Below are 17,580 nucleotides of genomic sequence, written 5' to 3' on the forward strand. Positions count from 1 at the left end.
TCGACTCAGCCGGCGTGGGGGCGTTCGATGAGTTCGATGGCCTCGGTCAGGGAGGCACGGTCGGCGGGGGCGAGGTGGGCGACGATCTGCGTGAGGATCTCGCGGCGCTCTTCCTCGGTCCCGGTGACCAGTTCGAGCACCTCCTCGGCGATCAGCACGCTGCGGCTGGCGTTCGGCTGATAGAGCCATTGCCGGCCGTCGCGCTGGCGGCGTACGATCTGCTTCTTCGCCAGCCGGTCGAGGACGGTCATCACGGTGGTGTACGCCAGATCACGCTCCCCCACCAGCACCGTGTGCACCTGGCGGACCGAGCGCGGTTCCGGGGCGTGCCACAGCGCTTCCATCACCTTGGTCTCGAGTTCTCCGAGCAGCGCCATGGGGGTCACCTCGCCTCAGCCGTATTGCGCTCGTCACACTAGCGGGCCTCGATTCACAATACTACGACACTGAGTAGTAAGTTTTGCCCATGAGCTCAGAGACCCTGGCGCGGTGGCAATTCGGAATCACCACCGTCTACCACTTCCTCTTTGTCCCGATCACGTTGGCGATGTCCTTCCTGGTCGCCATCTTTCAGACCATGTGGGTTCGCTCCGGCAACGAGAACCACCTGCGGCTGACCAAGTTCTACGGCAAGTTGTTCCTGATCAACTTCGCCATGGGCGTGGTCACCGGCATCGTGCAGGAGTTCCAGTTCGGGATGAACTGGTCCGACTATTCCCGTTTCGTCGGCGACATCTTCGGTGCGCCCCTTGCGCTCGAGGCCCTGCTGGCGTTCTTCCTCGAATCGACCTTCCTCGGCCTGTGGATCTTCGGCTGGGACCGCCTGCCGAAGAAGGTGCACCTGGCCACGATCTGGCTGGCCGCCATCGGCACCAACATCTCGGCGATCTTCATCCTGGCCGCGAACTCGTGGATGCAGAACCCGGTCGGCTGGCAGTTCAACGCGGCCAGCAACCGGGCCGAGCTGAACGACTTCGGCGCGGTGCTGTTCAACCCGGTGTTCCTCGTCACCTTCCCGCACCAGATCACCGCCGCGTGGATGACCTCCGGCGCCCTGGTCGCCGCGGTTGCCGGCTGGCACCTGTGGCGGCTCGGTCGCGCCGCGGCCAGGCCCGAGGCGATCGCACACGAGGAACGCGAGGAGAAGGCGTGGCGGACCGCGCTGAAGATCGGTGCGGTGTCGATGCTGATCGGCAGCCTCGGCGTACTCGTCTCCGGCGACCTGCAGGGCAAGGTGATGACCGACGTGCAGCCGATGAAGATGGCCGCCGCGGAGGCGCTCTATGAGACCGAGCAGCCGGCGGACTTCTCGCTGTTCACCATCGGCAGCCTGGACGGCAGCCAGGAGGTGTTCGCGATCAAGATCCCGCGGCTGCTCTCCTTCCTCGCCCACAACAACTTCACCGGCGAGGTGCAGGGCATCAACCCGTTGAACACCCAATATCAGGCGCAGTACACACCCCAGCTGGAAAAGGTGTACGGCCCCGAGATCGCCAAGCGGATGACCACCTACGCCCCGAACATCCCGATCACCTACTGGACGTTCCGGATCATGATGGGGCTGGGCTTCCTGGGCATCGCGATCGGGTTGTGGTGCCTGTTCCAGGCGCGGCGCAGCCAACTGCCGACCAGCCAGGTGTGGCGCTGGGGGATGATCGTCTTCCCGTTCGCTCCGCTGTTCGCCAACTCGTTCGGCTGGATCTTCACCGAGATGGGACGCCAGCCGTGGGTGGTGTTCGGCGTGATGCCGACCGCCGCCGGGGTCTCGCCCGGGGTCTCGCCGGCGATGGTGCTGTTCTCGATGATCGGGTTCACCCTGGTCTACGGCGCGCTCGCCGTGGTCGAGGTGGGGCTGTTCGTCAAGTACATCAAGCTCGGGCTGCCCGAGGTGTCCGAACCGAAGGTCCTCGACGACGAGGACGCTCCCCTGTCGTTCGCGTACTGAGTGAGGTAAGGGAAAATGACACTCGCAACGCTCTGGTTCATCCTGGTCGCCGTCCTGTGGATCGGCTATTTCGTGCTCGAAGGATTCGACTTCGGGGTGGGCATGCTGGTCGGCCTGCTCGGCAAGAAGGAGAAGGACCGTCGGGTGATGATCAACACCATCGGCCCGCTCTGGGACGGCAACGAGGTGTGGCTGCTCACCGCCGGTGGCGCCACCTTCGCCGCCTTTCCCGAGTGGTACGCCACCTTGTTCTCCGGGTTGTACCTGCCGCTGTTCCTGATCCTGATCGCGCTGATCTTCCGCGGCGTCGCCTTCGAATATCGGCACAAGCGCGACAGCGCCAAGTGGCGGCGCGGATTCGACTGGTGCATCATCCTCGGCTCGTTCGTGCCGGCGCTGGTGTTCGGGGTCGGCTTCGCCAACTTCGTCCGCGGTCTGCCCATCGTCGCCCTGCCCGGACGGCGTTGGGTGATGGAGACCTCGGTCGGCAACTTCTTCGGGCTGTTCATGCCCTACGCCCTGGTCGGCGGTCTGCTGTTCGTGACGCTGTTCCTCTTCCACGGCGCGATCTTCATCTCACTGAAGACCAAGGGCGACATCCGGCACACCGCGCGCAGCTTCGGCGGCAAGGTCGGACTGGCCGCCGTCGGCCTGCTCACCCTGTTCAGCGTCTGGACCGCTGCGGCGTACGGCAAGGGCGTGCTGACCTGGGTCGCCGCGGTGCTCGCCATCGTCGGCGTGGTCGCGGCCTATCTGATGAACCGGCGCGGCCGTGAGGGCTGGGCCTTCTTCGGCACCGTGGTGGCGATCCTGGCCATGATGGTGATGATCTTCTCCTGCATGTTCCCGAACGCGATCACCGCGCTCGAGCCGGGCAACGACCTGTCCGTGGCCGCGGCCGCGTCGACGCCCTACACGCTGAAGATCATGACGATCGCTGCGGCGGTGTTCGTGCCGGTCGTGCTGGGCTATCAGGCGTGGACCTTCTGGGTCTTCCGCAAGCGGATCAGCACCCGCAACCTGCCGGCCGAACAGCCGGAGGAGCAGCCGGTCGGCTGAGCCGACTACGCTCGTCATCCATGGCCGGACCGATCGACCGTCGACTGCTGACCCGAGCCAGGGCCACCCGCGGTTTCCTGGTCGCGTCGGTGGCCGTGGGGTCGGCGACGGCGCTGCTGGTGGTGGCGCAGGCGTGGTTGTTGTCACGGGTCGTGGCCCGGGCGTTCGATGCCGCATCGACGCCCGGGGCCGCAGCCCGTTTTCCGTTCGGTGGGCTGGCCGCCGCCCTCGGCGTCCTCGCCGTGGTGCTGCTCGGGCGCGCGGGGTTGGCCTGGCTCGGGTCGTGGCTGGCGCATCGCAGCGCGGCCGCGGTGAAGTCGCAGCTGCGCGCCGACATCATCGACGCCCGGTTGAGCGCCCCGGGCGCGACCCGGGTGCCGACCGGGCAGCTCTCCGCCCTGCTCACCCAGGGTCTGGACGCGCTCGACGGCTATTACGCCCGCTATCTGCCGCAGCTGGCGCTGGCGCTGACGGTGCCGGCGATCGTCGGGGTGGCGATCCTGACCGCCGACTTCACCTCCACGGTGGTGGTGGCGCTGACGCTGCCGCTGATCCCGGTGTTCATGGTGCTGATCGGATTGGCGACCAAGGCGCGGATGAACAGGAGCTGGCGGGTGCAGACGCGGCTGGCCAACCACTTCGGTGACCTGGTCGCCGGGCTGCCGACCCTGCAGGTGTTCGGCCGGGCCCGGGCCCAGGAGCGCGGGTTGGTCATCACCGAGCGCAGGCACCGCAGCGAGACCATGAGCACGCTGCGGGTGTCGTTCCTGTCGTCGTTCGTGCTGGAGCTGCTGGCGACCTATTCGGTGGCCCTGGTCGCGGTACCGATCGGGCTGCGGCTGGTCGAGGGGCACCTGAGCCTCGCCACCGGGCTGTTCGTGCTGATTCTGGTGCCGGAGTGCTATCTGCCGGTGCGTCAGGTGGGCGTGCACTACCACGACTCGGTCGACGGGATCGCCGCGGCCGACGAGGCGTTCGCGATCATCGAGGGCGCCCAGCGGACCGGTGGTTCGACGGCGCCGTCGGCCGGGGTGCCGATCCGGTTCGCAGGGGTCGGCGTACGCCACGCCGGGAGCGATGTCGACAGCCTGAGCGATTTCTCGATGACCCTCGCACCCGGTGAGGTGGTGGCGCTGACCGGGCCGAGCGGGTGCGGCAAGTCGACCGCGCTGGCGGTGCTGATGGGTTTCCTGGTGCCGAGCGCCGGCCGGGTGATGATCGGGGATGCCGACCTGGCCGAGCTCGACCTCGCCCGGTGGCGACGGTCGCTGGCCTGGGTCGGGCAGCAGCCGGGGGTGGTGGCCGGCACCATCGCCGACAACGTACGCCTGGGCGACCCGGACGCCGACGAGGCCGCCGTGACCGCGGCGCTGCGGGCCGCCGGTGCCGAGGCGCTGGCCCCGGAGCGGCCGGTCGGTGACGACGGCAGCGAGCTGTCGGCCGGCGAGTTGCGCCGGGTCGCGGTCGCCCGGGCGCTGCTGCGGCTGCGCGCCGGCGCCGGGCTGCTGGTGCTGGACGAGCCGACGGCCGGGCTGGACGCCGACGCCGAGGCTCGCGTGATCGAGTCGGTACGCCGCAGCGGTGCCGGTGCGCTGGTGGTCACCCACCGGCCGGCGGTGCTGGCCGCGGCGGATCGGGTGGTGCGACTCGGGGTACCACGGGTCGAGTCGGTGGTGGCGCCATGAGCGTTCTTTCGACCCGGCCCCGCGGGGTGCTGCAGCTGACCCGCGAACTGGCTTCGGAGGTACCGCGGGCGGGGCTGCGGTTCGGCGCGGCGCTGTTGCTGTCGCTGCTCGCGTCGCTGTCCGGGGTGGTGCTGATGGGCGCCTCGGGCTGGTTGATCTCGCGCGCCGCCGAGCACCCGCCGGTGCTGCACCTGCAGGTGGCGATCGTGGTCGTGCGGGCGTGCGGGTTGTCCCGGGCGGTCTTCCGCTATCTCGAGCGGTTGGTGTCGCACGAGGTGGCGCTGCAGTTGCAGAGCGCGCTGCGGATCCGCACCTATGCGCACCTGGCGGCGACCACGCTGCTCGGCCGGCGCCGCGGTGACCTGCTGATCCGGGTGGTCTCGGATGTGGCCGCGGTGATGGACCTGGTGGTCCGGGTGGCGGTGCCGTTCGCGTCGGCGGGGTTGCTCGCGGTCGCCGTCAGCGCCGCGGTCGGGGTGCTGTCGCCGGTCGCCGGGCTGGCCCTGCTGGTCTCGGCGGTGCTGGCGGGTTGGATCGTGCCCCGGTTGGCGGCGCTGGCCTCGCGCCGGGCGGACGCCGAGACCGTGGGCCTGCGGGCCGAGCTGGCCGTGCTGACCCGGGAGCTGAACCGCTCGGCGTACGACCTCGCGGCCTATGGCGACACCAGCAGGCGGGATGCGCTGCTGGCGGTGGATGCGCGGATGCGGGCGGCGGAATCGCGGGCCGCCGTGGTCCGCGGTGCGGCGGCCGGGCTGCAGGTGCTGGCCGCCGGGGCCGCGGTGCTGGTGGCGCTGTGGGTCGGCGTACCGGCGGTGGCCGACGGGTCGCTGTCGCGGGTGAATCTGGCGGTGCTGGTGCTGGTGCCGCTGGCGCTGCATGAGGTGCTGGCCCCACTGACCCAGGCCGCGCAGACGCTGACCCGGGCACGGACCGCGCTGGACCGGGTCGGTGAGGTGCTCGCGGCCCTGCCGATCGGGCGGGGTGATCGGGCCGACGAGCGACCCGACCCCGAACCGCTGCTCGAGCTGGACCGCGCGACCCTGGGTTGGCCGGTCGGGCAGGCCCTGCTGACCGAGGTGAGCCTCGGCGTACGCCCCGGCGAGCGGGTCGCCCTGGTCGGCCCGAGCGGGATCGGCAAGACGACCGCCGCGGCGACGCTGATGGGGTTGATCCCGCCGCTGGCCGGCAGCGCGACCACCCGGGGCACCGTGGGTTATCTGGCCCAGGACGCGCACATCTTCAACACCTCGGTGGCCGAGAACGTGCGGATCGGCAATCGGGACGCCAGCGACGACGAGGTGCGGACCGCGCTGGCGCGCGCCGGGCTGGAGCTGCCGCTGCAGCGGATCGTCGGTGAGGAGGGGTCGAAGCTCTCCGGCGGTGAGGCTCGACGGCTGGCGCTGGCCCGGGTGCTGGTCGGGGTGCGGCAGTGCTGGATCCTCGACGAGCCGACCGAGCACCTGGACGCCGAGACCGCCGAGGGGTTGCTCGAGGACTTGTGGCGACTCACCGCCGACGGTGCCGTGCTGGTGATCACCCACGATCAGCGGCTCGCCGACGCCTGCGACCGGGTGGTACGCCTCGGCTGAGCCCACTGTGGGACACACGACCAGACTTGGTGGCAACCGGAACATTCCCGTGGTCACTCGTCCTGAAGACCTGTGAGGCTGGCGGCACGGACCGCCTGCGACACCCCCGTCCGGGCCCGAACGAAGGACACCCGAATGAGTGCAACGAAGCACCTGCGGCGCGCGGCGGCGGCCGGCGCGATCGTCACGCTCGGCACGCTGGCCGGATTCACCCCGGCCCTGGCCGACACCACCAACGACTACGTCGCCCTGGGCGACTCCTACTCCGCCGGCGACGGCGGCGGGGACTACATCATCGACGGAACCATCTGCTTCCGCTCGCCGAACTCCTTCGCCGGACAGCTGGCCGCGAAGAAGGGTCTTGAGCTGGACCTGCAGGCGTGCTCCGGAGCGGTCACCGCGGACATGCCGAAGCAGTATCCGGCCCTGTCCACCGGCACCGACTTCGTCACCCTGACCATCGGCGGCAACGACGTCGGCTTCGCGCCGGTGGTGATCGAGTGCATGAAGCCGTCCTGGTGGGGCAACTGTGACAAGGCGGTCGATGAGGCCGAGGCCAAGGGCGACAACGTGCTGCCCGCCAAGCTCGCGAGCGTGTACGCCGAGGTGAAGTCCCGCGCCCCGCGGGCGAAGATCGTGGTGGCCGGCTATCCGCGGCTGTTCAACGGTCAGGACTGCTCCTGGGTGACCTTCTTCACCGCCCACGAGATGGAGCGGATGAACAACGCCGCCGACCGGCTCAACGCCCAGATCAAGAAGGCGGCGACCTCCGCCGGGCTCACCTTCGTCGAGGTCACCCAGCCGTTCATGGGCCACGCCATCTGTGACAGCCAGCCCTATCTGCACAACGTGACCGCGCTGGCGATGGAGTCGTTCCACCCGAACACCGCCGGCTACACGGCGTACGCCAACGCGATCTCCCCGGCGCTCGGCTCGCCCAGCGCGTCGCTGGCGACCCGGGCGTACGCCGACAACCGGAAGACCGCCACCGTGCGGGATTCCAGCACCGGCAAGAGCGTTCGCGCCCGCCTCGGCGGAGCGAACGCGAACAACCCGCTGATCGGCCGGGTCCAGGCCCCCGACCTCAACTCGGCCGAGGCCCGCGCCGCGGCCCGTCGCGGCGGGGTCAGCGATCAGGAGCTGCAGACCCTGGCCAGCGGTCAGGACAAGGCCCTGAAGGGCCAGCAGGTCACCCGCGGCGAGGCCGACGCGCTGCGCCGCGCCAAGGGCTGACCCACCCCCGAGCCACCCCGAGGTCTGCCCCCGCTCCGGCGGGGGCAGACTTGTCTGCATGCTGGTAGCTTTTTCTGTCGCCCCATCCGGCTCCGAATCGGTGCACGACGCGGTGGCCGCCGCCGTCCGCGTGGTCCGCGAATCGGGCCTGCCGAACCGGACCGATGCCATGTTCACCACCATCGAGGGTGACTGGGAGGAGTGCCTGGACGTGGTGAAACGGGCCACCGAGGCCTGCGCGGCCTACGGCAACCGGGTCTCCCTGGTGCTCAAGGCGGACATCCGCCCCGGGCACGCGGGCGAGCTCACCGGCAAGCTGGACCGCCTCGAGCAGGCCCTGCAGCGTACCGCCGAGCGCTCCGAGGCCGAATGCGGAGAACCGGGATGAAACCGCAGCGCCGGGGCGCCCGGATCGCGATGACCCCCGAGGAACTCGACGCCTTCCTGGCCGAGGAACGCACCTGCCGGGTCGCCACCGTCCGCGGCGACGGGGCCCCGCACGTCACCCCGCTGTGGTTCCTCTGGGACGGGTCCTCGCTGTGGTTGACCTCGGTGGTGCGCAGTCAGCGCTGGACCGACCTGATGCGCGATCCGCGGGTCAGCGTGGTGATCGACGCCGGCGTCGACTATGCCGAACTGCGCGGGGTGGAGATCCGCGGCGTCGCCGAACCCGCGGGCGAGATCCCGCGGACCGGCGAGGAGGTGCCCGAGCTGGTCGACGTCGAGCAGGCGTACGCCGAGCGGTACTCCAGCGGGGGCATCCACCACGACGGACGGCACGCCTGGCTGCGTATCCGACCCGAGAAGATCGTCAGCTGGGACTTCCGCAAGGCGGACCTCTGACCCTTCGGCAGGCTCCGGGATCGCTGCCTGGAATGCAGTACGCCCGGACCGGGGCCCGGGCGTACAAGGGTTTTGAACCGACTCAGAGCGGCTGGATGACCACCGTCATCAGGCCTGCGCCGACGTCGCCGATGGCGGCGAAGGCGGCCTTCGACAGGTCGACGCAGCGCCCACCGACGTAGGGGCCGCGGTCGTTGATCCGCACCGTGACGGTCTTGCCGTTCTTGGGGTTGGTCACCTTCAGCATCGAGTTCAGCGGCAGCGTCTTGTGTGCCGCGGTCATCGCGTTCGGGTTGAACACCTCACCGGTGGCGGTCATCTGCGGCTCGTCATACATCGACGCGGTGCAGGACTGACCCACGGCCGGGCTGCCCCCGGTCGAGCCACCGGAGCCGCTGGAACCACTGGTGGTCTTGCTGGAGCTGGACGTGGACGGCGCCGAGGAGGGCGCGCTGCTGGGCGACTTGCTGGGGGTCGGGGTGGCGGTGCTGCCGGTACCGACGAGCACCACCTCGTCGACCGGGGCCCTGTCGACGCGGCTGGAGGTCAGCTTGTTCTCGATGCTCTTGCCGTTCTCGAAGCGCTCGGTCCACACCTCGATGGTCTTGCCCTTGACGCCCTTGGTTTCCACCTTCTCGGTGCCCTTGGGCAGCGAGGCGGTCTCCTTGCGGACCGTCTTGAACGGGATCTCGATCTCGCGGGTGGTCTCCTTGGTGTCGACCTTGTTCACCGCGATGGTGAGCCCCTCGGTGATGGCGGTCTCCGCGGCCGGGTCGATCCGGTCGGTCGGCGCGACCTGGATGTTGGCCTCGGCCAACGCCTGTCCGACGGTCTCGGCGGCGGTGATCAGGGTGCGGGATTCGCCGCCGACCACGATGGTGGTCTGCTTGGCGGTCTCGATGCTGAGGTCGAGGCCCTCGCGGCCGATCCCGGCGGAGCGGGAGGTGGAGAGCTTGGACTCGTCGCGGATCGACATCTCCGAGAGGGCCTGCTCGACGGTGGTGGCGGTGGTCCACAGCGGCTGATTCTTGCCGTCGACAGTCAGGTTCAGCCGGCGGCCATAGCGGACGCTGATCTGCTGACCGTCGGCCAGCTTCTCCCCGACGGCGGGGGCGACCTGGTCGTGCTCGCCGAGCTCGATGTTCTGGGCCTTGAGGACGTCACCGACGCTTCCCGACCAGGTGCGGACCTTCATGGGTACGCCGTCCTGGCTCACCTCGACGTCCTTGGCCATCGCCTGGCTGGCGCCGAAGACGCCACCGGAGGCCACCAGAACACCGCCGGCCACGGCCAGAGGAACTACCTTGCGCAACTCGACTCCCGAACACTGTTGTCGTGCCGAGGCCCGCATGCAGCACCACCCCGGATGTTTCGTCACGGAATGATAACTGCCTCGGCGCGTTTCCCAAAAACTTCCTGAGAAAGCCGTTCCGGTGCGGCTCTGCGGGTCAGCGGGCGTACGCCCGGAAGCGTCGCAGCCGCAGGCTGTTGCTGACCACGAACACCGAGCTGAGCGCCATCGCGGCACCGGCCAGCATCGGGTTCAGGAAGCCGAGCGCGGCCAGCGGGATCGCGGCGACGTTGTAGGCGAACGCCCAGAACAGGTTGACCCGAATGGTGCGCAGGGTGGCCCGGGAGAGCCGGATCGCGTCGGCGGCGAGCAGCAGGTCGCCGTGCACCAGGGTGAGGTCGGAGGCCTCGATCGCGGCGTCGGTGCCGGTGCCCATGGCGATGCCCAGGTCGGCGGTGGCCAGGGCGGCGGCGTCGTTCACCCCGTCGCCGATCATCGCCACCCTGCGGCCGTCGGCCTGCAGCCGGCGCACGGCCTCGACCTTGTCGACGGGCAGCACCTCGGCGATCACCTCGTCGATCCCGACCTCGGCGGCGACCCGGTGCGCGGCGGCGGCCGAGTCGCCGGTGAGCAGCACCGGGCGCAGGCCGAGGGCGACCAGCCGGGAGAGCGCCTCGGCCGAGGTTGGGCGTACCCCGTCGGCCACCTCGATCACCCCGACCGGGGCGCCGTCCGCGCTGACCAGCACGGCGGTACGCCCGGCGGAGCGCGCCTCGTCGAAGGCGGCTCGCAGCTCGTCGGGGAGGTCACCGGTGATCATCGACGCCCGACCGATGCCGATCCGGCGGCCCTCGACGGTCGCCTCTGCCCCGACCCCCGGCAGGTTCCGGAAGTCGGTCGCCTCGGGGGCTTTCCCCGATTCACGCTGGCTTAGCCTGTCGAAGCCCTGGACGATGGCCCGCGCGATCGGGTGCTCGGAGCCCTCCTCGACCGCCGCGGCCAGCCGGAGCAACTCGGCCTCGCCCAGCCCGGCGACGGGGCGTACGCCGACGACCGCCATCTCGCCGGTGGTGACGGTGCCGGTCTTGTCAAGCACCACGGTGTCGACCCGTCGGGTGTCCTCGAGCACCTCGGGTCCCTTGATCACGATGCCGAGCTGGGCGCCGCGTCCGGTGCCGACCAGCAACGCGGTCGGGGTGGCGAGCCCGAGCGCGCACGGGCAGGCGATGATCAGTACCGATACCGCGGCGGTGAACGCGAACGCGGTTCCGGCGCCGAGCAGCAACCAGACGGCCAGGGTGACGACCGAGAGCCCGATCACGATCGGCACAAAGACCGCGGAGATCCGGTCGGCCAGCCGCTGCACCTGGGCCTTGCCGGCCTGGGCGGACTCGACCAGCCGGGCGATCTGAGCCAACTGGGTGTCCTGGCCGACCCGGGTGGCGCGGACGACGATCCGGCCGTCGGTGTTCAGGCTGGCACCGATCACCTCGTCCCCGGGACCGACCTCGACCGGCACGGATTCGCCGGTCACGAGCGCGTTGTCGACGCTGGTACGCCCGGAGCTGACGATGCCGTCGGTGGCGACCTTCTCGCCCGGGCGGACCACGAACTCATCGCCCACCGCGAGTTGGTCTATGGGGACCCGGTGCTCGACGCCGTCGCGGAGCACGGCCACGTCGCTGGCGCCCAGGGTGAGCAGGGCGCGGACCGCCTCACCGGCGCGCCGCTTGGCCCGGGCCTCGAAGAACCGCCCGGCGAGGATGAAGGTGACGATGCCGCAGGCGGCCTCGAGATAGATGTTCCCCAGCCCGTCGCCCCGTTCGAGCCGCCAGCTGAACCCGTGGGTCATCCCCGGGTGCCCGGCGGAGCCGAAGATGAGGGCGACGACACTCCAGGCGTACGCCGCCAGGGAGCCCATGGAGATCAGCGTGTCCATGGTGGCGGCGCGGTGGCGGGCGTTCAGCAGGGCGGCGCGGTGGAAGCCACTGGCGGCCCACAGCACCACGGGGGTGGCCAGGCCGAGGCTGAGCCACTGCCAGCCGTTGAACTGCAGCGGCGGGACCATCGCCAGCAGGATCACCGGGAAGGACAGCAGGGCGCTGATGACCAGCTTTTCCCGCAGCGCGGCCACCGCGTCGTCCGGGGGCTCGGCGGCCCGGTCGGTGGGCAGGGTGGCGTGATAACCGGTCGCCTCGACGACCTTGATCAGCTCCTGCGGGCCGTGATCACCCGAGGAGTTGATCACGGCCTTCTCGGTCGCAAAGTTGACCGAGGCGCTGACCCCGTCGACCCGGTTGAGCTTCTTCTCGATCCGGGCGGCGCAGGAGGCGCAGGTCATCCCCTGGATGTCGAGCTCGATGGTCTGCGGCCGCTGCCGCGTCTGGGTCGTCATGATCAGTCTTTCTGGGCGTACGCCCGTCTCAAGCGGTTCAGGCGGGGGTGACCTGGTAGTCGCCCGCCTCGTCGACGGCCTCCGCCACCCGCTCCAGCTCGATCGGCTGGTCGGAGGTGATGGTCAGCCGGCCGCCCTGCAGCTCGACGGACACATCGGTGACACCGTCGATCGCGGACACCTCTTCGGTGACCGCCTGGACGCAGTGTCCGCAGGTCATCCCCGTGACGGTGTAGTTGCTGGTGGTCATGAATGATTCCTTTCGTCGGTGGTGGATGGTCAGCTGCGGACCAGTCGGGCGATCGCGGCCGAGGCCTCGTTGATCTTGGCCTGGCCGTCGGATCCGCCCGCCTCGATCGCGTGGGCGACGCAGTGGTGCAGGTGCTCGTCGAGCAGCCCCAGGGCCACGGATTCGAGCGCCTTGGTCGCCGCCGACACCTGGGTCAGGATGTCGATGCAGTACTTGTCCTGCTCGACCATCCGCTGCAGTCCGCGGATCTGCCCCTCGATCCGGCGCAGGCGCTTCAGGTGGGCCTCCTTGGTGTCGGAGTAGCCGCGGGCGACGGCAGCTTCGTCGCCCGACCCGGACGTCATCTCCATCTCCATGCCAACACCATACCCCCGTACCGTATGGACTTTCAACCGGGCCCAGGCTTTCATGATCGAAGTTATGCACAGACGCGGGGGATAAACACATCCCAGACGGCGGTGTCAAGCCCGAAGATGCAGGCCCAGACGGGGCAAAGAATTCTTCCGAGAATGTTTTGTCCACCGCACCCCGGCCGCGTTTCACCTAGTCAACTGCATGTTACTCGTGTGACTGCACAGAAGCCCACAGATTCATCCCCAACCCATGCACCGGCTGCACGGTGGTTCCCACAGGCTGTCCACACCCCCTGTGGACAACTCGGCTTTTCGCGGCCCCGGGAAGGGCGTACGGTGTCGAGGTCCGTGGTCCCGGAGAGCGTTCGCGCAGGGGCTGCAGATGCCAGGAAGCGGGACTGTCAGTGGGACCGGTTAGCGTTCCGGACGCGCCACTCGAGTGGTGCGGGAGGGGTTGGTAATGAGCGCCGAGGTCACGGACATCACCGATCAGGATTTCCGGTCCCGCGATTCCGATCGCGCGAGCATCGGGCGTACGCCGCCGCAGGACAATGAGGCGGAACAGTCGGTCCTGGGTGCGATGCTGATGAGCAAGGACGCGATCGCCGACGTGCTGGAGGTGTTGCGCGGGGAGGACTTCTATCGGCCGGCGCACGAGTTCATCTTCGACGCCATCCTCGACCTCTACGGCCGCGGCGAGCCCGCGGATGCGGTCACCGTCGCCAACGAGCTGGGCCGCAACGGACTGCTGCAGCGCGCCGGCGGCCACGTCTATCTGCACGACCTGCTGGCCACCGTGTCGATCGCGGCCAACGCCGGCTACTACGCCCAGATCGTGCACGACAAGGCGATCCTGCGGCGGCTGGTCGAGGCGTCGGTCCGGATCGCCCAGATGGGGTACGCCGGGGAGGGCGACGTCGCCGAGATCGTCGACAAGGCCCAAGCGACCGTCTATTCGGTGACCGACGGCAAGACCAGCGAGGACTACCAGCCGCTGGGCGACATCATGGAGGCCACCCTCGACGAGATCGAGGCGATCGGCTCCCGCTCCGGCGAGATGGCCGGGGTACCCACCGGCTTCGTCGAACTCGACGAACTCACCAACGGCCTGCACCCCGGCCAGATGGTGATCCTCGCCGCACGCCCCGCGGTGGGCAAGTCGACTCTGGGGTTGGACTTCGCGCGCGCGTGCTCGATCAAGCACGGTCTGTGCTCGGCGATCTTCTCCCTCGAGATGAGCAAGGTGGAGATCGTGATGCGGCTCCTCTCGGCCGAGGCGCAGATCCAGTTGAACCACATCCGCAAAGGCACGATGAACGAGGACGACTGGCAGCGTCTGGCGAACAAGATGGCGGCCATCTCCGAGGCGCCGCTGTTCATCGACGACTCCCCCAACCTGACGATGATGGAGATCCGCGCCAAGGCCCGCCGGCTCAAGCAGCGCCACGACCTCAAGCTGATCGTGATCGACTACCTGCAGCTGATGACGTCGGGCAAGAAGGTCGAGTCCCGCCAGCTCGAGGTCTCCGAGTTCTCCCGGCAGATCAAGCTGTTGGCCAAGGAGCTGCAGGTGCCGGTCGTGGCGATGTCGCAGCTCAACCGTGGCCCCGAGCAGCGCACCGACAAGAAGCCGATGGTCTCCGACCTTCGCGAGTCAGGCAGTTTGGAGCAGGACGCCGACATCGTACTGCTGCTGCACCGCGAAGACATCTACGACAAAGAATCCAACCGTGCGGGCGAAGCCGACTTCATCGTCGCCAAGAACCGAAACGGGCCCACCCGCACCGTGGTGACCGCCTTCCAGGGCCACTACTCGCGGTTCGTGGACATGCAGCTCTGAGTGCGATTCGAGTCGACGGACAACGGGTCAGGCGTCGCGGCGTTCCGCACGATCGCCTGCCTGCTGATGGCCCGGCTCGGTTTCGGACGCGCGGTTCCCCGCCCAGGCGGCGAGCAGAACGAGCCCGTCGGCGCTCGGGCTGCCCGGTTCAGCGGTGTACCGGGATCAAGCCCGGTGACAGCGTGACCGTGATCGGTGACGGCGCGGTCGGCCTCATGGCCGTCCTCTCCGCCAAGCGGCTTGGCGCCAAGCAGATCGTCCTGATGGGTCGTCACACGGATCGAACCAACCTGGGCCGAGAGTTCGGCGCGACCGACGTCGTCGTCGAGCGCGGTGAGGAAGGCGTTTCGAAGGTCCGTGGGCTCACCGGCGGCCACGGGTCGCACGCGGTTCTCGAGGCCGTCGGACATCTGCCCGCCCACGAGCAGGCATACGGCGTCGTCCGACCCGGCGGGGTCATCAGCCGGGTCGGTGTCCCGCAGTATGAGGAGGCTCCGATCGGGTTCGGCAGCTTGTTCCGCCACAACATCCGCCTCGCTGGCGGGCCGGCTCCGGTGCGTGCGTACATCGACGAACTGATGCCCGACATCCTTGAGGGACGGATCAACCCGGGCACGGTCTTCGACGCGGCAACCGACCTCGAGGGCGTACCCGGGGGGGATCGCAACATGGACGAGCGCAAGAGCCCGAAAGTGCTCATCCGCCCCTGAGCAACGCCGCGACCATGGGTGAGTCACTCAACCTCACGCGAACGTATGGGTTCCGATACGCATGCTCGATGGCTGAATCCACGACGCTGTCCAAGGTCCTGGCCTCGGCGGCGCCGCTCCAGGAAGTGCTCGCGGACGCCGTCCTGTCGGGGGATCGGCGGCCGCCCACTATGCGCGGCATCGTGAATCCTTCGTCCCCGACCACGTCTTGCAGCATCTGGCGGATCGGTACGCCGACGTCGTCGAGGCGGTCGAGGCAACGGATGGGTGGGTGACCTGACGCCTTGCCGAATCCACGGGGGGTCACTCGACGAGGCTCCGCTGTACCCGCCTCTCCAACGGGGAACGCCTCGTGGCGGGTCGCCGACTGACCGGTTTCTCCTGGCGCGAGGAGGTCCTGGCCCGCGTGCACAAGCTCGTTCCCTACAACATCGAGGAGGAGATCCAGCAGGGCGGCGCCAGGTATTCCAAGGCGATGATCCCGTTCGTCTCGAACACCGTCGTCGACGGCAACCTGGTCACCGGCCAGAACCCTGCGTCGGCGAAGGAGACCGCCACCAAGGTCGTCGCCCTGCTCTGACGCCGCACCGGTCAGCGTGCGCGGCGGAAGTGCATCGCCACGACTCCGTTGCCGAACGGCTTCGCCGAGAGCAGCTCGAGCCGGCGCGCCTCGGGCAGCCCCGCCGCATACAGGGTGGGTCCGTGGCCGGCGATTCTGGGTTGGACGAGCAGCTTGTACTCATCGATCAGGTCCAGCCGGTCGAGTGCTGTCGCGAGACCTGCGCTTCCCAGCAGGACACCGTCCGGGGTGGAGTCCTTGACGCGCTGGACGCCAGCCCGCAGATCGCCCTCGAGGTGGTGGCTGTTGGCCCAGGGAAAGTCGGTACGCGTCGAGGAGACCACGTATTTGGGTTTGGCCTCCAGATCGGCGGCCCATCTACGTTCGCCCGGGGAGGCCTCGACCTCACCGCGGGCCACGGCCGGCCAGGCGCTCTCCATCAGCTCGTAGGTCACGCGACCCCACAACATCGCCCCGCTCGCGTTCATCAGCCCGGTGAAGTAGGCATGCGTGTCCTCATCGGCGATCCCCACCTCGTGGTCGATGCAACCGTCCAGGGTGACGTTGAGGCAGAAGGTGAGTAGTCCCATGGCGGGTTCCTTTCGGGTGTTGGAGACTGGCGCCTCCAAATCCAGTCTCGCTGGTCCCACCCCTCGGCACTTCTCCGAACGTGCGCTCTCCTGCCGCAGGAGGCATGGCGCTCACTCGTCGGGAACGGTCCCCACCTGTTTCGCCGGTACGCCGACGACGATGGCTCCGGCGGGGACGTCCTTGGTGACCACGGCGCCAGCGCCGATCGCGGCCCCGTCGCCGGTCGTGATGCCGGGCAACACGGTGACGTTGGCACCGAACCACACGCCGGTCCCGATCACCACCGGGGCCGGATCATGTCCGCACGCCGGCTCGGCCGGATGTCGTGGTTGAGCGTGGTGATCACCGCGTTGTGCCCGATCAGCGAGCCGGCTCCGATGTCGATACCGCCCTGGTCCGGGAAGCGACAGCCGCTCCCGCTGGCCGCTCTCAGCACACCCCCGGTACGAGTGGTGCCCACCCCTGCCGATCGGCAGGTGCCGCGGAAAGGTCGACCTCGAAGGTGAAGCACCGGTTGGAGGTCGTGGTGGTGCCGACGTGGGTCAGGTCCGGTGCGCTCGCCTGGACGCGCACTCGGCCGACCGCCCGGCCGTCGCGCTCATTCAGTTGCAGCAGCTCGGCCGAGGCGCGATGTTCTCCCCTTTCCCAGTCCCGTGACGTCTTTTCCACGGCGGCGGCGACCTCGCGTACTCCCCGCGGCTCACGTCTGGGTTGGGTCCCGTCGGCGTTGCGGGCGAGCAGCCACCACAATGCGAAGTCCAGCTCGGTCCGCAGCGCCTCCACCGCCTGGCGTGATTCCGCGGCGCGGCCCCAGGTCGGCGCCGAGTCGTCCGGCAGTTCGCCGGCCAGCTCGTGCGGGCACGTCACCGCACGCACCGTCACCGAGCCAGCCGACTCCAGCTTTGCGCAGGCGGAGCCGATCGCTGTGCGGTTCCGGTTGAACGGCTCGGGTCCCGGGCGGGTACGCCGCCACAGCGCGATCGTCGCCACCTCGGGGGATGCCTCGATCACCCGATAGACCATGGCGCGGCCGATGAACCATTCCCGCAGCCCGTCAGTTGGCTCGGCCAGGTGACGCAGGTCCGCCAGCTGCGCCAGCCCCGGCGCCTCGGTCAGCGTGGACACTTCCGCCCGCAGCTGTTTCGACACGGCCGCACGCTCCGCCACCTCGCTGGTGCACCCGGCCAGCAGGGTCGTGGCGGTCGCCAAGCCCACCAGTCGAATCAACGCTCGCGCT

17 protein-coding genes and 1 pseudogene are annotated in these 17,580 nt (G+C 69.2%); 10 read left to right on the forward strand and 8 right to left on the reverse strand.

All coding sequences use genetic code 11. The features are described 5' to 3' along the window. Window positions 1-5: 5 nt before the first annotated feature. Window positions 6-377: a BlaI/MecI/CopY family transcriptional regulator gene (locus CGZ93_RS01195; protein ID WP_094362312.1), complete on the reverse strand. Its 372-nt coding sequence runs from the start codon at window positions 375-377 to the stop codon at window positions 6-8. An 89-nt stretch (window positions 378-466) separates the two neighbouring features. On the opposite strand from CGZ93_RS01195, the gene CGZ93_RS01200 reads away from it, so the two are divergent. From CGZ93_RS01200 to CGZ93_RS01230, 7 genes are all read left to right on the forward strand, one after another. Then, window positions 467-1,945: a cytochrome ubiquinol oxidase subunit I gene (locus tag CGZ93_RS01200; RefSeq protein ID WP_094362313.1), complete on the forward strand. Its 1,479-nt coding sequence runs from the start codon at window positions 467-469 to the stop codon at window positions 1,943-1,945. A 15-nt stretch (window positions 1,946-1,960) separates the two neighbouring features. Continuing rightward, complete coding sequence (gene cydB / locus CGZ93_RS01205; protein WP_094362314.1) at window positions 1,961-3,004, forward strand: cytochrome d ubiquinol oxidase subunit II; 1,044 nt, start codon at window positions 1,961-1,963, stop codon at window positions 3,002-3,004. 20 nt (window positions 3,005-3,024) lie between these two features. Continuing rightward, window positions 3,025-4,689, forward strand: a complete 1,665-nt coding sequence (gene cydD / locus CGZ93_RS01210; RefSeq protein ID WP_094362315.1) for a thiol reductant ABC exporter subunit CydD — start codon at window positions 3,025-3,027, stop codon at window positions 4,687-4,689. Beyond that, a complete protein-coding gene (cydC, locus tag CGZ93_RS01215) occupies window positions 4,686-6,278 on the forward strand; it encodes a thiol reductant ABC exporter subunit CydC (protein WP_094362316.1) in 1,593 nt (530 codons plus the stop codon). Before cydD ends, cydC begins: the two co-directional genes overlap by 4 nt. 135 nt (window positions 6,279-6,413) lie before the next feature. Continuing rightward, a complete protein-coding gene (locus CGZ93_RS01220; protein WP_094362317.1) occupies window positions 6,414-7,511 on the forward strand; it encodes an SGNH/GDSL hydrolase family protein in 1,098 nt (365 codons plus the stop codon). 58 nt (window positions 7,512-7,569) lie between these two features. Further along, window positions 7,570-7,899 (forward strand): thiamine-binding protein, encoded by a 330-nt coding sequence (locus tag CGZ93_RS01225; RefSeq protein WP_094362318.1) that lies wholly within the window; start codon window positions 7,570-7,572, stop codon window positions 7,897-7,899. Further along, the gene (locus tag CGZ93_RS01230) at window positions 7,896-8,354 is read left to right on the forward strand and encodes a pyridoxamine 5'-phosphate oxidase family protein (protein ID WP_094362319.1); all 459 of its coding nucleotides are present in this window, start codon (window positions 7,896-7,898) and stop codon (window positions 8,352-8,354) included. The genes CGZ93_RS01225 and CGZ93_RS01230 overlap by 4 nt, the downstream gene beginning before the upstream one ends. A gap of 82 nt (window positions 8,355-8,436) precedes the next feature. On the opposite strand, the gene CGZ93_RS19830 is transcribed toward CGZ93_RS01230, so the two are convergent. From CGZ93_RS19830 to CGZ93_RS01250, 4 genes are all read right to left on the reverse strand, one after another. Further along, window positions 8,437-9,666: a septal ring lytic transglycosylase RlpA family protein gene (locus CGZ93_RS19830; RefSeq protein WP_176451581.1), complete on the reverse strand. Its 1,230-nt coding sequence runs from the start codon at window positions 9,664-9,666 to the stop codon at window positions 8,437-8,439. 136 nt (window positions 9,667-9,802) lie between these two features. After that, window positions 9,803-12,040, reverse strand: coding sequence for a heavy metal translocating P-type ATPase (locus CGZ93_RS01240; RefSeq protein WP_094362321.1), 2,238 nt, complete (start codon window positions 12,038-12,040; stop codon window positions 9,803-9,805). Between the two features lie 37 nt (window positions 12,041-12,077). Further along, window positions 12,078-12,290 (reverse strand): heavy-metal-associated domain-containing protein, encoded by a 213-nt coding sequence (locus CGZ93_RS01245; RefSeq protein WP_094362322.1) that lies wholly within the window; start codon window positions 12,288-12,290, stop codon window positions 12,078-12,080. Between the two features lie 29 nt (window positions 12,291-12,319). Further along, window positions 12,320-12,640, reverse strand: a complete 321-nt coding sequence (locus CGZ93_RS01250; RefSeq protein WP_229117145.1) for a metal-sensitive transcriptional regulator — start codon at window positions 12,638-12,640, stop codon at window positions 12,320-12,322. A 463-nt stretch (window positions 12,641-13,103) separates the two neighbouring features. Between CGZ93_RS01250 and dnaB the strand changes: the two genes are divergently transcribed. From dnaB to CGZ93_RS01270, 3 genes are all read left to right on the forward strand, one after another. Next, the gene (dnaB, locus tag CGZ93_RS01255; protein ID WP_094362323.1) at window positions 13,104-14,483 is read left to right on the forward strand and encodes a replicative DNA helicase; all 1,380 of its coding nucleotides are present in this window, start codon (window positions 13,104-13,106) and stop codon (window positions 14,481-14,483) included. A 182-nt stretch (window positions 14,484-14,665) separates the two neighbouring features. Then, window positions 14,666-15,193, forward strand: a complete 528-nt coding sequence (locus tag CGZ93_RS01260; protein WP_229117114.1) for a zinc-binding dehydrogenase — start codon at window positions 14,666-14,668, stop codon at window positions 15,191-15,193. A gap of 352 nt (window positions 15,194-15,545) precedes the next feature. After that, entirely contained in the window at window positions 15,546-15,773 is a 228-nt protein-coding gene (locus CGZ93_RS01270; protein ID WP_229117115.1) for a type 1 glutamine amidotransferase family protein, read from the forward strand. Between the two features lie 11 nt (window positions 15,774-15,784). On the opposite strand, the gene CGZ93_RS01275 is transcribed toward CGZ93_RS01270, so the two are convergent. The 3 genes and pseudogenes from CGZ93_RS01275 to CGZ93_RS01285 form a co-directional block, all read right to left on the reverse strand. Then, the gene (locus CGZ93_RS01275) at window positions 15,785-16,342 is read right to left on the reverse strand and encodes a dihydrofolate reductase family protein (RefSeq protein WP_094362325.1); all 558 of its coding nucleotides are present in this window, start codon (window positions 16,340-16,342) and stop codon (window positions 15,785-15,787) included. A 129-nt stretch (window positions 16,343-16,471) separates the two neighbouring features. Further along, window positions 16,472-16,624, reverse strand: a pseudogene (locus CGZ93_RS01280) (DapH/DapD/GlmU-related protein); the annotation flags it as partial. A gap of 148 nt (window positions 16,625-16,772) precedes the next feature. Next, window positions 16,773-17,552 carry a hypothetical protein gene (locus CGZ93_RS01285; RefSeq protein WP_141211029.1) on the reverse strand — a complete coding sequence of 260 codons (780 nt, stop codon included), beginning with the start codon at window positions 17,550-17,552 and terminating at the stop codon, window positions 16,773-16,775. Between the last annotated feature and the right edge of the window lie 28 nt (window positions 17,553-17,580).

Source organism: Enemella dayhoffiae, assembly GCF_002250625.1.
GTDB lineage: Bacteria > Actinomycetota > Actinomycetes > Propionibacteriales > Propionibacteriaceae > Enemella > Enemella dayhoffiae.

Excerpts from the sequence above, each read along its gene's own strand:
- CGZ93_RS01195 (WP_094362312.1), bottom strand. The coding sequence starts at position 377 with ATGGCGCTGCTCGGAGAACTCGAGACCAAGGTGATGGAAGCGCTGTGG.
- CGZ93_RS01200 (WP_094362313.1), top strand. The coding sequence starts at position 467 with ATGAGCTCAGAGACCCTGGCGCGGTGGCAATTCGGAATCACCACCGTC.
- cydB (WP_094362314.1), top strand. The coding sequence starts at position 1,961 with ATGACACTCGCAACGCTCTGGTTCATCCTGGTCGCCGTCCTGTGGATC.
- cydD (WP_094362315.1), top strand. The coding sequence starts at position 3,025 with ATGGCCGGACCGATCGACCGTCGACTGCTGACCCGAGCCAGGGCCACC.
- cydC (WP_094362316.1), top strand. The coding sequence starts at position 4,686 with ATGAGCGTTCTTTCGACCCGGCCCCGCGGGGTGCTGCAGCTGACCCGC.
- CGZ93_RS01220 (WP_094362317.1), top strand. The coding sequence starts at position 6,414 with ATGAGTGCAACGAAGCACCTGCGGCGCGCGGCGGCGGCCGGCGCGATC.
- CGZ93_RS01225 (WP_094362318.1), top strand. The coding sequence starts at position 7,570 with ATGCTGGTAGCTTTTTCTGTCGCCCCATCCGGCTCCGAATCGGTGCAC.
- CGZ93_RS01230 (WP_094362319.1), top strand. The coding sequence starts at position 7,896 with ATGAAACCGCAGCGCCGGGGCGCCCGGATCGCGATGACCCCCGAGGAA.
- CGZ93_RS01240 (WP_094362321.1), bottom strand. The coding sequence starts at position 12,040 with ATGACGACCCAGACGCGGCAGCGGCCGCAGACCATCGAGCTCGACATC.
- CGZ93_RS01245 (WP_094362322.1), bottom strand. The coding sequence starts at position 12,290 with ATGACCACCAGCAACTACACCGTCACGGGGATGACCTGCGGACACTGC.
- CGZ93_RS01250 (WP_229117145.1), bottom strand. The coding sequence starts at position 12,640 with ATGGAGATGACGTCCGGGTCGGGCGACGAAGCTGCCGTCGCCCGCGGC.
- dnaB (WP_094362323.1), top strand. The coding sequence starts at position 13,104 with ATGAGCGCCGAGGTCACGGACATCACCGATCAGGATTTCCGGTCCCGC.
- CGZ93_RS01275 (WP_094362325.1), bottom strand. The coding sequence starts at position 16,342 with ATGGGACTACTCACCTTCTGCCTCAACGTCACCCTGGACGGTTGCATC.